General features: G+C 60.4%; 15 protein-coding genes and 1 pseudogene. 11 read left to right on the forward strand and 5 right to left on the reverse strand.

Features of this window, described 5'->3' with window-relative positions:
* Nucleotides 1-174 (reverse strand): LPS translocon maturation chaperone LptM, encoded by a 174-nt coding sequence (lptM, locus tag AC1D2Q_RS04630; protein WP_253417644.1) that lies wholly within the window; start codon nt 172-174, stop codon nt 1-3.
* Nucleotides 175-412: 238 nt separating this feature from the next.
* Here lptM and cyaY point away from each other — a divergent pair, with 238 nt between their 5' ends.
* The 3 genes from cyaY to rnk all read left to right on the forward strand — a co-directional run bounded on the left by cyaY (nt 413) and on the right by rnk (nt 1,541).
* Nucleotides 413-745, forward strand: coding sequence for an iron donor protein CyaY (cyaY, locus tag AC1D2Q_RS04635; RefSeq protein WP_018927535.1), 333 nt, complete (start codon nt 413-415; stop codon nt 743-745).
* A gap of 4 nt (nt 746-749) precedes the next feature.
* A complete protein-coding gene (locus AC1D2Q_RS04640) occupies nt 750-977 on the forward strand; it encodes a DUF1289 domain-containing protein (protein WP_305410495.1) in 228 nt (75 codons plus the stop codon).
* Between the two features lie 153 nt (nt 978-1,130).
* Nucleotides 1,131-1,541 (forward strand): nucleoside diphosphate kinase regulator, encoded by a 411-nt coding sequence (gene rnk, locus AC1D2Q_RS04645; protein ID WP_477812389.1) that lies wholly within the window; start codon nt 1,131-1,133, stop codon nt 1,539-1,541.
* Nucleotides 1,542-1,547: 6 nt separating this feature from the next.
* On the opposite strand, the gene AC1D2Q_RS04650 is transcribed toward rnk, so the two are convergent.
* The 3 genes from AC1D2Q_RS04650 to AC1D2Q_RS04660 all read right to left on the reverse strand — a co-directional run bounded on the left by AC1D2Q_RS04650 (nt 1,548) and on the right by AC1D2Q_RS04660 (nt 5,365).
* Nucleotides 1,548-4,394 carry a class I adenylate cyclase gene (locus AC1D2Q_RS04650; protein WP_477812390.1) on the reverse strand — a complete coding sequence of 949 codons (2,847 nt, stop codon included), beginning with the start codon at nt 4,392-4,394 and terminating at the stop codon, nt 1,548-1,550.
* 207 nt (nt 4,395-4,601) lie between these two features.
* Complete coding sequence (locus AC1D2Q_RS04655; protein ID WP_477812391.1) at nt 4,602-4,847, reverse strand: TIGR02647 family protein; 246 nt, start codon at nt 4,845-4,847, stop codon at nt 4,602-4,604.
* A gap of 233 nt (nt 4,848-5,080) precedes the next feature.
* Nucleotides 5,081-5,365, reverse strand: coding sequence for a hypothetical protein (locus AC1D2Q_RS04660; protein ID WP_477812392.1), 285 nt, complete (start codon nt 5,363-5,365; stop codon nt 5,081-5,083).
* Between the two features lie 126 nt (nt 5,366-5,491).
* On the opposite strand from AC1D2Q_RS04660, the gene AC1D2Q_RS04665 reads away from it, so the two are divergent.
* Nucleotides 5,492-6,151, forward strand: coding sequence for a glutathione S-transferase family protein (locus tag AC1D2Q_RS04665; protein WP_477812393.1), 660 nt, complete (start codon nt 5,492-5,494; stop codon nt 6,149-6,151).
* 108 nt (nt 6,152-6,259) lie between these two features.
* Here AC1D2Q_RS04665 and argH read toward each other — a convergent pair whose 3' ends face one another.
* Nucleotides 6,260-7,654: an argininosuccinate lyase gene (argH, locus tag AC1D2Q_RS04670; RefSeq protein WP_477812394.1), complete on the reverse strand. Its 1,395-nt coding sequence runs from the start codon at nt 7,652-7,654 to the stop codon at nt 6,260-6,262.
* Nucleotides 7,655-8,116: 462 nt separating this feature from the next.
* Here argH and AC1D2Q_RS04675 point away from each other — a divergent pair, with 462 nt between their 5' ends.
* From AC1D2Q_RS04675 to rsd, 7 genes and pseudogenes are all read left to right on the forward strand, one after another.
* Complete coding sequence (locus tag AC1D2Q_RS04675) at nt 8,117-8,863, forward strand: LytR/AlgR family response regulator transcription factor (RefSeq protein ID WP_007899317.1); 747 nt, start codon at nt 8,117-8,119, stop codon at nt 8,861-8,863.
* A 127-nt stretch (nt 8,864-8,990) separates the two neighbouring features.
* Entirely contained in the window at nt 8,991-9,932 is a 942-nt protein-coding gene (hemC, locus tag AC1D2Q_RS04680; protein ID WP_477812395.1) for a hydroxymethylbilane synthase, read from the forward strand.
* Nucleotides 9,929-10,696, forward strand: coding sequence for a uroporphyrinogen-III synthase (locus AC1D2Q_RS04685; RefSeq protein WP_477812396.1), 768 nt, complete (start codon nt 9,929-9,931; stop codon nt 10,694-10,696). Before hemC ends, AC1D2Q_RS04685 begins: the two co-directional genes overlap by 4 nt.
* A gap of 16 nt (nt 10,697-10,712) precedes the next feature.
* A complete protein-coding gene (locus AC1D2Q_RS04690) occupies nt 10,713-11,867 on the forward strand; it encodes a uroporphyrinogen-III C-methyltransferase (RefSeq protein ID WP_477812397.1) in 1,155 nt (384 codons plus the stop codon).
* A complete protein-coding gene (locus tag AC1D2Q_RS04695; RefSeq protein WP_477812398.1) occupies nt 11,864-13,102 on the forward strand; it encodes a heme biosynthesis HemY N-terminal domain-containing protein in 1,239 nt (412 codons plus the stop codon). The genes AC1D2Q_RS04690 and AC1D2Q_RS04695 overlap by 4 nt, the downstream gene beginning before the upstream one ends.
* Nucleotides 13,103-13,462: 360 nt before the next feature.
* Nucleotides 13,463-14,003: pseudogene (locus AC1D2Q_RS04700) on the forward strand (disulfide bond formation protein B).
* Nucleotides 14,004-14,183: 180 nt separating this feature from the next.
* Nucleotides 14,184-14,654 (forward strand): sigma D regulator, encoded by a 471-nt coding sequence (gene rsd / locus AC1D2Q_RS04705; RefSeq protein WP_253417656.1) that lies wholly within the window; start codon nt 14,184-14,186, stop codon nt 14,652-14,654.
* Nucleotides 14,655-14,676: the final 22 nt, after the last annotated feature.

The following is a 14,676-nucleotide window of genomic DNA, read 5'->3' on the forward strand; positions in this document are numbered from 1 at the left end:
TTATTGGTAGACGTCGTGCTTGTGTGCTTTCGACGGAGACTGTTGCGACGATTTGGCTTGCTCTGCAGGATCCTGATTTTCATCGGGCAGGTACAGCGGGCCTTTTTGACCACAGGCCGACACCAGGCAGGCAACCGCGACGATCGCAGCAAGGGAAGAGATCAGGCGCTTCATGGCGAAATCCTTGAAAATGCGTTAATTGCGCCGGAGTATACCGGCCACCCGGCAGCTTGCCTATGTAACGCGGCTCCCGTCCGGCGGGCCTTTGACTGTGGCGCAGTAACTTGTCCTGCGTCGCGCAGGGATATTTCGTACCGCACCTCGTCCTTGGTGGTTATTCTTTGCAATCATCGGGGCTCGCCCGTATCTTGCGGCGCTTGAGCGTGAGTAGACACTTTTTGAGGTTCCCGTAATGAGTTTGACTGAAGCCCGTTTTCACGACCTGGTCGATGCCACCCAGCAGACGCTGGAGGATATTTTCGATGAGAGTGACCTGGATATCGATCTGGAGAGCTCGGCCGGTGTGCTCACCGTCAAGTTCGAAAACGGCAGCCAGTTGATCTTCAGTCGTCAGGAGCCGTTGCGGCAATTGTGGCTGGCGGCGGTGTCCGGTGGCTTCCACTTCGACTACGACGAAGAGAGCAAGCGCTGGATGTGTGACAAGAGCGACGAGCAACTGGGTGAGATGCTCGAGCGCATCGTCAAGCAGCAAGCCGACGTCGAACTCGATTTCGAAGGTCTGTGAGATCGTGACCCAGCCTGCGCCCGTTCGCCCGCCCAAACCGCTCTATAGCAACGTCAGCCCGGCAGTGCCTTCGCCGTGCAGCGGTGTGTGCCGGCTGGATGAGCAGAAGGTTTGCCTGGGGTGTTTTCGGCATGTCGAAGATATCCGCGAATGGCGCTCGGCCGATGATGAGCGGCGGCGGGTGATCTGCGCCCAAGCCTCGAATCGCAAGGCCACTGCCAATCCTTCGTAGGAGATGCCGCAGGCCGTCCGGTGGCGACTTGTATATTTATTGAGCTGTGATAGTGTCCGGGTACGCCTCAACCCATCGAGGCTCGTGAAAACCCCGCCTTTTTCTGGCGGGGTTTTGCTTTTTTCGTGCAGAAGAAAGGAGTCTGCCCTGATCATGACCGCACCTTCCATCACCCTTACCCGTCTGGACGTGCAACGTCTGGAGCGCCTGATCGACAGCCTGGATGACACGCTGCCGGGCGTTATCGCGCTGCAAACCGAACTGGATCGCGCCGATACCCTGGTCGGTCACGAAGAGGTGCCAGCCGATGTCGTGACCATGAATTCTAAAGTGCATTGCCGTGAAGAGAGCAGTGGCAAGGACTATCACCTGACCCTGGTCTATCCCAAGGATGCAAACGCCGACGAAGGCAGGATTTCCATTCTGGCGCCGGTGGGCAGTGCGTTGCTCGGCCTGAAGGTTGGCCAGCACATCGACTGGCCGGCACCGGGTGGCAAGACCCTCAAACTGACCCTGCTGGAAGTTGAATCGCAGCCTGCCCATGGCGGCGACTTCCCCGAATAAAAAAACTCAGACCTGCTCGAGCGCCTCGTTCAATGCGCGCTCCAGGTCGGCCTTGTAGCGCAAATACAAATTGCTTGAACTCTGACCATCACCGAGCAGGCCCGACAGGTCCAGGTCGGTGATGTAGCAGCGATAGCGTTCGGTCTCGCGGCGCTGTCCGACGATTTCCCGGGCGACCACACTGAACAGTTGGTCGCCATGTTCCAGCTCTGAAAATTCCCGCTGATTGCAATACAACGTGACTTGCACCTGTCCCGGTGCGGCTTTGCCGACGATCGCCTGCACGTCATAGAACGGTTTGTTGACTGGGGTTTGCGGCGCCGGTCGGGCTTCGACCCGACGCGCCCGCGCGGAGCCTGAAGGCAATAACTGGTAATACAAAGTCTCCAGGCTCAGCGGCTGGGCGGCGTCCATCGGCAGCAAGGCGTCGCGCCGGTACTGGATCGATTGCAGGAAACGTTGCAGTGGCACCAGCAGGCTTTGTTCGTCGTGATAGGGCAAGCGTTGTTGCCACAAGGCATTGAACTCATCCAGTACGTACATATCGGCCTGGTGTTCGTTGATCCGGTAGAACACCTGAACGCAGTCGGGTTGCCCCATGGGCAGGATCAGCGCCAGGTCGTGGTCTTCCAGTGCCATCGGGTCCAGATGCAGCGGGCTGTAGCTGGCCAGCTCTTCGCCAAGGTAGTCAAACAGCGCCGGTAGCGTGGCGAGGGCAACGTGATTGACCTGGCCGGGCACCAGCTCCAGCACGTGGTAATGCTGCTGGACCTGAATCAGGTAGCGATGATTGAGTTTGCTCAGCAGCAGGTTTTGCGCGGTATCGAGAACTTCTTCGACTCGTCGGGCTATGAATTGCGCGCGGTTGTGGCAGAAGCAACGTACCCGCAGCTTGGGCTGCTGTGGCCCGTCCGGCAGGTTGTTGAGGTAATCGCGCAGGCAGTCGAGCAGGGCATGGGGACCGTCAAAGCGGCTGACCAGCACCTCGTTCCAGCTGTTTAGCGTGACCTGATCCAGGGTCAGCACCAGATTTTCCCGCACGCCGGCGTAGCTCAGGGAATCGGTGCGCTCGGTGGTCATCAGGATGTTCATGTCGCGATGGTGCTTGAGCGGATCGACGCCGACGTTCACCAGAATCAGTATTTCGCTCGGCACGCTGGCGCGCAGCAAAGGCTCTTCGGCGACGGTGGTCAGGGGCAGGGCGATGCTTTGCTGCAGGCTGCCGAGCAGGTTGAACAGTTCAAACTCGCTCAAGTCGCTGGTGCCGGGGTGCAGGGCCAGGCGGGTACTGCTGTCGATCACGCCGTTACGGTGACACCAGGTGAGCAGTTCGAGTAACTGGCGGCTGCGCTTGATCGGCGCGAAATGCTCCCACTCATGAGCGGTCAGGCTGCCGTTGTACAAACCCCATTGGGTTTGCCCCGGTTCTCTCTTGTTCGGGGCTTGCACCAGCGTCAGGGTGTCTTCGGCCAGGTCGGGGGCGATGCCCGGGTTGATGAATTCGACCTTGTCGGCCTTGCGCTCGAAGGCCGCGTACAACCGCCGGCCCAGCACATTGAGGTCGCGCTTGTTGATCAGGCTGACGGTCTGCTCGTTACGGGCAAACTGTGTCAGGAAGCGGTAGCTGTAATTCAGTTCGCCGACCAAGGCCCGGCGTTCGGCGCTGACCTGGCGGACTTTCCACTGGCTGCGGCTGTCGAGCAACGCCAACTGACGCTGATCCCAATGCCATTCGTGGGCCAGGCGTTCGAGCAACGAACGCTGCCAGCTCTGGGTGCGACCGCTACTGCCGGTGAGCTTGCGATTGACCTTCAGGTACAGCGCACGACGTACCAGTTCGAGCCGCTCCGGTTCGCCCCGAGCGGTGAGGTATTCCTCGATGCGCCGGTAAACCACCATGTACGGGTCCAGTTCATCGAGGTCCAGTCGATTGGCAAACACCGCCTGTTTGAAGCGCAGGCTCAGGCAGTGGACTTTCGGGTGTTCACTGGCGTAGACCTCGGTCAGCAGCAGTTTGAGCACTGATTTGTAGGGCGACTCGATGCCTTTGAACAACTGCCAGAGCCCGGCACCGATGAACTCCCCGGGCGGGATGTACGCCAGATGCCCCAGGTCCAGGGTTTCGTCGGCACGGATGAAGCGTTTGGAAAGCAGCGTGTGGGTGTAACGGTCGTACGCAGCCTCTTCGTAGACCGGCACCAGCCACCAGATGGGGGTGCGTCCGGCCAGCCAGATCGCGGTGCGGTAGAACTCGTCCAGCAGCAGGTAGTGCTGGGTGGTGCCACAGTCTTCCGAGCTCAACTGCGTATCGCGCTCGCCGAGCACGAAGCGGGCCGGGTCGATCAGGAAAAAGTGCGCCTCGGCGCCCTGGCTGGCGGCCCAGACTTCCAGCAACTGGCATTTTTTGCGCAGCTCAGTGAGCTCGCTTTCGTTCAAGTCCGGCCCATGACAGACCCACACGTCCATGTCGCTCTGATCGGCCTGGGCCAGGGTGCCGAGGCTGCCCATCAGGAACAGGCCGTGAATGGGGCGCGGCGGATTGCTGCCGTGACGCGGCTTGTAAGAAAACGAGCGAGTCAGGCGTTGGGCTTCGGCGAGTGTGTTGGTGTCGGGTTCATAATTCGACAAACCGGCCGGGGTGCTACCCGAAACGTAACCCGGCAACAACGGATGATTGACGTGGAAAAACAGCGGCAACAGGGTCAGAACCGTTTGCTGGCGCGTCGACAACCCTTCCATGGCACGGGCCATGCGACCCTCGTTGAGCTTCAGAAAACGGGCGCGCAGCTGGCTGAGAACCTTGCGATCGATTCCCTCGTCCAGATCGGGGCGGATTTCATGGGTGCGGGTCATGTCAGCTCAATCCGGCTCGCGGGGCTCGGACGTAGGAGGGCTCAGGGTGAGGGGCAGTTTAGCGCCTCGGCCCCGGGACTTTTAAGCTGATTTTGTTTTCCTGGCGTCAGATTTCTATCGTTTGGCGACGGCAGGTAACAGGGCCAGTCATCAAGTGTGCCCGCGGAAATCCCGTGACAGAGCTTTCCGTGGGCCATGCGCTGGTACTCAGGCAGTTTCCTGGACGGACAGAATGGTGAGAACGGCCTGCACATTTTGTGCGGCGTCACGCCCCAGGCTGGTCAGATAACCGCCATCGGGCTGGGTGATCAATTCTTTGTCGAACAGTCTTTGTGCGGCAGCAATGGCTTTCGGGGCAGCGGTCTGATGAATTTTCAAACCTTCCTGGGAACTGTCCAGGTTGAAGAGTGCGAGGATTTCCAGTTCGGCAACCAGCTCAGGGGTAAGCGACATAAGGACTCCAGACTTTCTAGGAATTGGACGACAGCGCCCCTAAGGTGAACCCGTCAGTGAGGCATGTCCAGTGCTGGCAACAGGGTTTTTTCGCTTACCCGGCGGGTGGTGCGGGCAGCGGGGTGGTTTCTGTAGGAGCGAGGCCTGCCCGCGAAGAACGATGATCCGTTTTTTCAGGAAGACCGCGGTGGGGCCTTCGCGGACAAGCCTCGCTCATACAGGGAGGACTTGGGTTATTTCTTTTCCGGCGGTAATTCTGGCAGCGCGCGTAGCGCCGCTTCGTACCATTCGGTGTTGAACGCGCGGTCTTCTTCGAGGATCGCGTCGATTTCCACCGCCAGCACGTGGGCCATCAGATTGAGGATTTCTTCACGCTCGTAACCCACCAGGGTCAGCTTGTTGAAGGTTGCCTTGGCCGCTGGCGGGTTGTCGCTTTCGATCTGGTTCTCGATCGCTTCGATCAGCGTTGTCTCGGTGAACTCTTCTTCTTCGTTGTCGATGTCGTTTGGCTCGCTCATGGCAGGCTCCTCAAGGAAAGGCGGCCAGTTTACCTGCATTCAACGTTGTGATGCTGCTGGCAAGAAGTGCCCGGGCGTTCTATAACTCTGGCCTGCCAACCCCCTGCACGGCCTGGAGGCTATGTAATGCTCAAGCTTTATGGATTTTGCGTCAGTAACTACTACAACATGGTCAAGCTGGCGTTGCTGGAGAAGGGACTGCCGTTTGAGGAAGTACCGTTTTACCCAAACACTAGCCCCGAGTCGCTGGCCATCAGCCCGCGTGGCAAGATTCCTGTGCTGGGCGTCGAACAAGGTTTCGTCAACGAAACCAGCGTGATTCTCGAGTACCTCGAGCAGAGCCAGAAAGGCATGCCACTGCTACCGAGCGATCCCTTCGAGCGAGCGCAGACCCTGGCATTGGCCAAGGAGATCGAGCTGTACATCGAACTGCCCGCGCGAGCCTGTTTCCCGGTGGCATTCTTCAGCATGTCGGTACCGGAGGCTATCCAGGAAAAGACCAAGGCCGAGCTACTGCTGGGGTTTGCCTCGCTGGGCAGGCACGGCAAGTTCGCCCCTTACGTAGCGGGCGACAGTTTCAGCATTGCGGATTTGTATTTCCTGTACAGCGTGCCGATGGCCTGTGCCGTGGCGCAGAAGCTGTTCGATATCGATCTGTTGGCAGATATGCCGGCGGCCAGGGCGCTGCTGGAGCGTCTGGGGCAGAATCCGAATGTGCAGCGAATTGCGGCAGACAAGGGCGCAGCAATGCCCGCGTTTCTGGAGATGATCGCGTCGAAGAAATAGATTGTGTAACGATCTTGAGAATGCTCTCACGGGCAAGTCTCGCGCCTGAGGGAGTACGGTCCCCTGTAGGCGCGAGCGGTGCGGCGATCCGACTTGCCCGCGAAGCTTTTAACGGCTGGCGAGTAGTGCCTGACCGCGAGCCACGGCAGCCTTGACCTGTGCCGGCGCGGTTCCGCCGATATGGTCACGGGCATTCACCGAGCCTTCCAGGGTCAGCACGGCAAACACGTCCTGCTCGATCTGATCGCTGAACTTGCGCAGTTCTTCCAGGCTCATTTCCGCCAGGTCCTTGCCGCTGTCCACGCCGTACTTCACCGCGTGACCAACGATCTCGTGGCAATCACGGAACGGCAAGCCGCGGCGTACCAGGTAGTCGGCCAGGTCGGTAGCGGTCGAGAAACCGCGCAGGGCTGCTTCGCGCATCATGGCGTGCTTGGGCTTGATCGCCGGAATCATGTCGGCAAAGGCCCGCAGCGAGTCGCGCAGGGTGTCGGCAGCGTCGAACAGCGGTTCCTTGTCTTCCTGGTTGTCCTTGTTGTAGGCCAACGGCTGGCYTTTCATCAGGGTCAGCAGGCCCATCAGCGCACCGAACACCCGGCCAGTCTTGCCGCGAACCAGCTCCGGCACGTCCGGGTTTTTCTTTTGCGGCATGATCGAGCTGCCGGTGCAGAAACGGTCCGGCAGATCGATGAACTGGAACTGCGCGCTGGTCCACAGCACCAGCTCTTCGGAGAATCGCGACAAGTGCATCATCGCAATGCTCGCGGCCGAGCAGAACTCAATGGCGAAGTCGCGATCGGACACGTTGTCCAGAGAGTTGCCGCCAACAGCGTCGAAGCCCAGCAACTGTGCGGTGTACTCGCGGTCGATCGGGTAAGTGGTGCCAGCCAGTGCAGCGCTGCCCAGCGGCATGCGGTTGGTGCGCTTGCGGCAGTCCACCAGGCGCTCGTAGTCGCGGCTGAGCATTTCGAACCAGGCCAGCATGTGGTGCCCGAAGGTCACCGGCTGCGCGGTTTGCAGGTGGGTGAAGCCCGGCATGATGCTGCCGGCTTCGCGCTCGGCCTGCTCCAGCAAGCCTTTTTGCAGGCGGGTGATCTCGGCCAGGATCAGGTCGATCTCGTCACGCAGCCACAGACGAATGTCGGTGGCGACCTGGTCGTTGCGGCTGCGGCCGGTGTGCAGCTTTTTACCGGTCACGCCGATGCGGTCGGTCAGGCGCGCCTCGATGTTCATGTGCACGTCTTCGAGGTCGATGCGCCAGTCGAACTGGCCGGCCTCGATTTCACCCTGGATGGTCTTCAGGCCATCGATGATGCTGTCGCGCTCGGCATCGGTCAGCACGCCGACCTTGGCCAGCATCGTGGCGTGGGCGATCGAGCCCATGATGTCGTGGCGATACAGGCGCTGGTCGAAGGTGACGGAGGCGGTGAAGCGGGCAACGAAGGCGTCGACGGGTTCACTGAAGCGGCCGCCCCAGGACTGATTGGTCTTGTCAGTGCTCATGAATTCGCTCGTATCGGCTTGAAGAAAGATGGCGTGGAACGCTGACGCGGATAATAACAGGGTTGCCAATCCTGTCGCTGACACTGGTCGATACGTTTTTTTCTCATGGGGCGATCCATACTCGAAGCCAGCGATGCGCAAATTGCGCAACGATATTTCTCATTTGAGCAATATCGTCGCGGCAACCGTCTACAGTTGGACAGTAGGATCAGCGCACTTCTCGATGCTGCAGCTGACTATAGAGAGAAGAGGGGTGTTCATATTGTGTATCAGCAAACCCTATGGCGATGCCTCGCCAACGCGGGCCTGGGCCGTCAGTCACCCGGCAGATGAAAATTTAGCCGCCGGTCTCGCGGCACTTTTTGGCCCTCGCGCTAGTCTTAGCGTGGATCGCGGTGACGGACGTCACTTCACCTGTCTACGCTATCTTTGTGCGAGACTCACGCAGGAATCCAGCGCAATATGAATGTCCTGATCGTTGATGACGAACCCCTGGCCCGCGAGCGCCTGAGCCGAATGGTCGGCGAACTCGAGGGATACAACGTCCTGGAGCCCAGCGCCACGAATGGCGAAGAGGCGTTGGCACTGATCGACAGCCACAAGCCGGATATCGTACTGCTCGATATTCGCATGCCGGGCCTCGATGGCCTGCAAGTGGCGGCACGATTGTGCGAACGCGAAACCCCGCCCGCCGTGGTGTTTTGCACAGGGCCCGATGAATTTGCCGTGGAAGCCCTACAGGCCAGCGCCGTGGGCTATCTGGTGAAGCCCGTGCGCACAGAACAGCTACATGAAGCATTGAAAAAAGCCGAACGCCCCAATCGCGTCCAGCTCGCCGCCTTGACTCGTCCCGCCGCCGAAACCGGCAGCGGCCCACGCAGCCATATCAGCGCCCGCACCCGTAAAGGTATTGAACTGATCCCGTTGGGCCAGGTGGTCTACTTTATTGCCGACCACAAGTACGTGACCTTGCGCCATGAAGGTGGCGAAGTGCTGCTGGATGAGCCGCTCAAGGCCCTCGAAGACGAATTCGGCGACCGTTTCGTGCGGATCCACCGCAACGCACTGGTCGCCCGCGAACGCATTGAACGGTTGCAACGCACCCCCCTGGGGCATTTCCAGCTGTTTCTCAAAGGCCTGAACGGCGACGCCCTGATCGTCAGCCGACGCCATGTGGCCGGCGTGCGCAAAATGATGCAACAGCTGTAATCGAGCGGATTTCTACCCTGTTTCCGGACCTTGAGGGCCAGGGAGGCCATGCAGTTTCTGATACAAGTCAAAGTGGATTTGGCTGAGCTGTTATTATCCGCCGTATCTATTCAGTACGGATTGATCCATGTCCTCTCGCGAAATCCGCATCGCCACCCGCAAAAGTGCTCTGGCCCTATGGCAGGCCGAATACGTCAAGGCTCGTCTGGAACAGGCCCATCCGGGCCTGCTCGTGACACTGGTGCCCATGGTCAGTCGCGGCGACAAGCTGCTCGATTCGCCCCTGTCGAAAATCGGCGGCAAGGGCCTGTTCGTCAAGGAGCTGGAAACCGCGTTGCTGGAAAACGAAGCCGACATCGCCGTGCACTCCATGAAAGACGTGCCGATGGACTTCCCCGAAGGCCTCGGTCTGTTCTGCATCTGCGAGCGCGAAGACCCGCGCGATGCATTTGTCTCCAATACCTTCGCCAGCCTGGATGAGTTGCCGCCAGGCAGCATCATCGGCACCTCCAGCCTGCGCCGCCAGGCTCAGTTGCTGACCCGTCGCCCGGATCTGCAAATCCGCTTCCTGCGTGGCAACGTCAACACGCGCCTGGCCAAGCTCGATGCCGGCGAATACGACGCTATCATCCTCGCCGCGGCGGGTTTGATTCGTTTGGGCTTCGAAGACCGCATCACCTCGGCCATCAGTGTCGATGACAGCCTGCCGGCCGGAGGCCAGGGCGCGGTCGGTATCGAGTGCCGTAGCGCCGACACTGAGATTCATGCACTGCTCGCGCCGCTGCATCACCAGGATACGGCCATCCGCGTGACCGCTGAACGTGCCCTCAACAAACATCTGAATGGCGGCTGCCAGGTGCCGATCGCCTGCTACGCCGTACTTGAAGGCGAGCAGATCTGGTTGCGTGGCTTGGTGGGCGATCCGAACGGCGGCCTGCTGCTCTGCGCCGAGGCCCGAGCGCCGCGCAGCGAGGCCGAGGCCCTGGGCGTGCAAGTGGCCGAAGACCTGCTGAGTCAGGGCGCCGACGCCATTCTCAAAGCAGTCTATGGCGAGGCTGGGCACGAGTGACTGGCTGGCGCCTGCTGCTGACGCGCCCTGCGGATGAATCGGCGGTGCTTGCCCGTGTGTTGGCTGACGCGGGGGTTTTCAGTAGCAGCTTGCCGCTTTTGGACATCGAGCCGATGCCGGCCTCTGCCACAATGCGCGCAGTGATTCAGGGCCTGGATCACTATTGCGCGGTGATCGTGGTCAGCAAACCGGCCGCCAGAATCGCTGTCGAGCTGCTCCACCAGCATTGGCCGCAACCACCGGTTCTGACGTGGTTCAGCGTCGGCGCGGCAACGGCGCAGATCCTCGAGGCTAACGGGCTGGATGTGAGCTTCCCGGCCGACGGTGATGACAGCGAAGCCTTGCTTGAACTTCCACGGTTGCGCGAGGCTATCGCCCGTCCCGATCCACGGGTGTTGATCGTGCGTGGGGAGGGTGGGCGCGAGTTGCTGGCTGAGCGTTTGCGCGAGCTTGGTGCTAGTGTCGAGTATCTGGAGTTGTACCGACGCGGCTTGCCGCAGTACCCACCGGCAGCGTTGCCTGAGCGGATCGAGGCGGAACGCTTGAACGGGCTGGTGGTCAGCAGTGGACAGGGTTTTGAGCACCTGCACCGATTGGCTGGCGATGCCTGGCCGATCATGGCGCGGTTGCCGTTGTTTGTTCCAAGCCCCAGGGTCGCCGAGCTGGCACGCGCCGCCGGGGCCCAAACAGTTGTGGATTGTCGTGGCGCCAGTGCCACGGCCTTGCTGACGGCGTTACGGGAGCACCCCGTACCCGTTTTCTAATGCAAAGGATGGATACGTGAGCAAAACAGCCTTGCCTAAAGATGACGTCCAGCCGGTGCTCGATGCGCCGGTAGAAGCACCGGTTGTAACCGGGCCACCTGCTACTGAGCCGCGCCGAGGCAATGGGCTGGCAATCGTCGCGCTGCTGTTGGGCGCTGCCGGTGTTGCCGTGGGCGGTTGGGGAGTCTGGCAGGTGCGTCACCTGCAAGCCAATAACCTGCAACAGTTGAGTCAGGTACAGGCGTTGAACGATCAGGCGCAGAGCCTGAAGCTCAACGAGCAGCGTCTGACCGCTCGCCTCGAACAAATGCCTGCCGCCGAAGAGCTCGATGCGCGCAGTCGCTTGGTCACTCAACTTCAGGGCGATCAACAGCGTTTGAATCAACGCCTGGAAACCGTCCTCGGTGCCAGCCGCAAGGATTGGCGTCTGGCCGAGGCTGAGCATTTGCTGCGACTGGCCAGCCTGCGTCTGTCGGCCTTGCAGGACATCAGCAGCGCCCAGGCCCTGGTGCAGGGGGCCGATGAGATACTCCGTGAACAGAATGACCCGGGGGCTTTTGCCGCTCGCGAGCAAGTGGCCAAAACCCTGGTGGCCCTGCGCAGTACTGAACAGCCGGATCGCACCGGGTTGTTCCTGCGACTGGGTGCCTTGCGCGATCAAGTGATCAGCCTCACCGAGCTGGCGCCCGAGTACAAGGACCGTGGCGAATCCCTGCTGGGTCTGACGGCCGATGGCGACGGCGCCAGTCGCTGGGCGCAATGGTGGGATCAGATCTCGCGTTACATCCGTATCGATTTCAACGCCGACAAGAATGTCCGTCCATTGCTGGCAGGGCAGAGCCTGAGCCAGGTGCGTCTGGCCCTGAGCCTGGTGCTGGAACAGGCGCAGTGGGCCGCGCTCAACGGTCAGGCTGCGGTTTACACTCAGGCGCTGACCGAAGCGCGGGACGTGCTCAAGGGTAACTTCAACCCGGACAACCCTCAGAGCAAGATCATGCTGGAGCAGGTGGCCGAGTTGAGCAAACAGCCAGTCACGGTGGTCACGCCGGATCTGACTGGCACGTTGAGCGCCGTCCAGGCTTACCTTGAGCGACGCAATGTCAACGCCGAGGACTCAGTGAAACCTCTGGCCAAACCTGCCGCGAGCACTGCGCAGGAGGCCACACCATGAAGCGTCTCTATGTGATCGTGTTCGTGGTCATCGCTGCCGCCGCCGCGTTGGGGTTGGCGATTGCCGAGCATTCCGGCTACGTGCTGATCGCCTACAAGAGCTTCCGTTACGAGTCGAGCCTGTGGGCAACCCTGGCTTTGGTGGCCGTGCTGTGGCTGGTGTTCTGGGGCATCAAGGCGCTGGTCGAACTGGTGACGACTTCCGGTGGGGTGGTCAACCCATGGTCGCGGCGCAATCGCAGTCGACGGGTGCAAGTGGCGATCGAGCACGGCCAGCTGGATTTGGCCGAGGGCCGCTGGGCCAGTGCGCAGCGTCACCTGTATCGCGCGGCGGAAGCCGAACGTCAGCCGCTGCTCTACTACCTGGGGGCTGCCCGCGCCGCGAACGAACAAGGTCTCTACCAGGAAAGCGATAACTTGCTGGAGCGTGCTTTGGAGCGACAGCCCCAGGCCGAGCTGGCGATTGCCTTGAGTCATGCCCAATTGCAGACCGACCGCGGCGACACCGACGGCGCCCTGGTCACCCTGCAAGCCATGCACGAGCGTCATCCTCATAACGTCCAGACCCTGCGCCAGTTGCAACGCCTGCATCAGCAGCGGGGCGACTGGTCGGCAGTGATTCGCTTGCTGCCGGAGTTACGCAAGGACAAGGTGCTGCCGCCGGCCGAGCTGGCTGAACTGGAGCAACGTGCCTGGGGTGAGAACCTTTCGTTGGCGGCGCACCGGGAAGAGGGCGGAACGGTCGGTTTGCAATCGCTCGCTCGTGCCTGGCAGCAGCTCACCGCCGCTCAGCGGCAGGAGCCGCAACTGGTGCTGGCCTATGCCGAGCAACTGCGGCAACTGGGGGCGCAGGTCGAGGCCGAAGAGGTTCTGCGCACGGCTCTCAAGCGCAAATACGACAGTCATCTGGCACGCCTGTACGGTCTGGTTCACGGTAGCGATCCGGCCAAGCAGCTGCACACCGCTGAAGGTTGGCTCAAGGACCATCCGGCCGACCCGAGCCTGTTGCTGACGTTGGGGCGTTTGTGTCTGCAAAGCAGTCTGTGGGGCAAGGCCCGGGACTATCTGGAAAACAGTCTGCGTGTACAGCGTAATCCTGAAGCCTGCGCCGAACTGGCGCGGTTGCTGGCGCAATTGGGTGATACCGAACGCAGTAATCAGTTGTTCCAGGAGGGCTTGGGCCTGCTGGACAAGCGCTTGCTGTCGGCTCCGCTGCCGGTGCCGGCTCATGCTTGATGCCGGCCTGTAGCCGCTGCCGAAGGCTGCGTTCGGCTGCGCAGCAGTCGTAAATCAGGCGCCGCAGTCGGATCAGGTGAGTCGTGTTAAACCGATTACGACTGCAGCGTAGCCGAACGCCGGCTGCGCCAGTTGCTACAGGGGAGTCGTTCGTCAGGGCGATCCAACCGCTCCGAGTCCACCACTGTTTTTACGTTGTAGTCCTTATCTGGCAAAGTCCTACAGCGGACTACATCTTATCCTCTCGACTCTGTCGGGAATTCCCTACACTTCTGGTGAAGTGTCCGTGCTGGCCTGCCTTGAAAGGCTGCTGCGCTTTCCTCTACCGTAACCGCTTGTCTCTACAGTTACGGAAAAGCCATGTCTTTGGCCTGCTCACGCTCCTTGTTTTTCATGGTTTTCATTGCAGGTGCCCTGGCCTTGGGCGTTTCCTATTACCTGGAATATGCGGTCGGCCTCAAGCCTTGCGGGTTGTGCCTGTTGCAACGGGCTTGCCTGGCGCTGCTCACGGGTGTCTGCCTGGCGGGTTCGGTGCACGGTCCTGGTCGCTTCGGATCATTCCTGTATTGGTTACTGGGTCTGCTATGCAGTGTGGCGGGTACCGTCACGGCGTGGCGGCAGGTTGTGTTGCAGAGCGATCCGGTGCATCAGCTCTCGGCATGCTCGCCCAACCTGACTGATCTGTTTGCCAGTACACCCTGGTTGTGCGCCGTGCAACGGTTGTTCAAGGGAACCGCCGACTGCGCGGAAATTTCCTGGACGCTGTTCGACCTGAGTATCCCGGAATGGAGCCTGTTGTTCTTCGTTGCAATGATGATTCTGGGCGGGTATCAATTGCTGCGCCTTGTCTGGATCGCGTGTCAGCGACGAGTCGTCGCACCGGGTATTGGCGGGTGATTAAACACTTGTATGAACTTTATCTCCTGCGTACCTTGAAGCCATAGGCGCGCGGGCATAATCTGGCCCGCACGTATCATTGGAATTATGTTGCTCGTTGCTGTTCTGCCTGACCAAGACCGGATGTGCCGAGTCTTGGGGGCAGGCGTAGAACGGCATGACCCATTAGGGAAGAGAGATCGCCATGTTAGATAGTTGTCAGAATGCTCAGGAACGCTGGGGTGGGGTTCATAAGCTCATTGACCGCTGGCTACAAGAGCGTGAAGAGTTGGTAAAGGCGTTCCACGACTTGCGAAATGCCAAGCCGGCTTTCGCCGACAAGTCCTTGAACGGTCGGTTCTGCGAGATTCTTGTCGATTACGTTTCTGCCTGGCACTTCGAAGTGAGTGAGCATCTGGTCAATGAGGCCAAGGCCTTTGGCGACGATGGCGGCCTTGAACTGGCGGAGCAGATCAACCCGCGAATCGACGTGAGCACCGAGATGGCGCTGTCGTTCAATGATCATTGTCACAAGGGTGACTGCAACGACACCGAGCGTTTCGCCGAAGCGCTGGAAAAGCTGGGCAGCCAACTGCGTGAACGCTTCGAACTGGAAGATTGCCTGATCGAAGTGCTGCATACCGCCCACAAGGAAGAGAGTTCGGTTCAGGCCTGAACCCTTCCCGGCTGGACACTGA

The organism is Pseudomonas sp. P1_A1, from assembly GCF_056406935.1.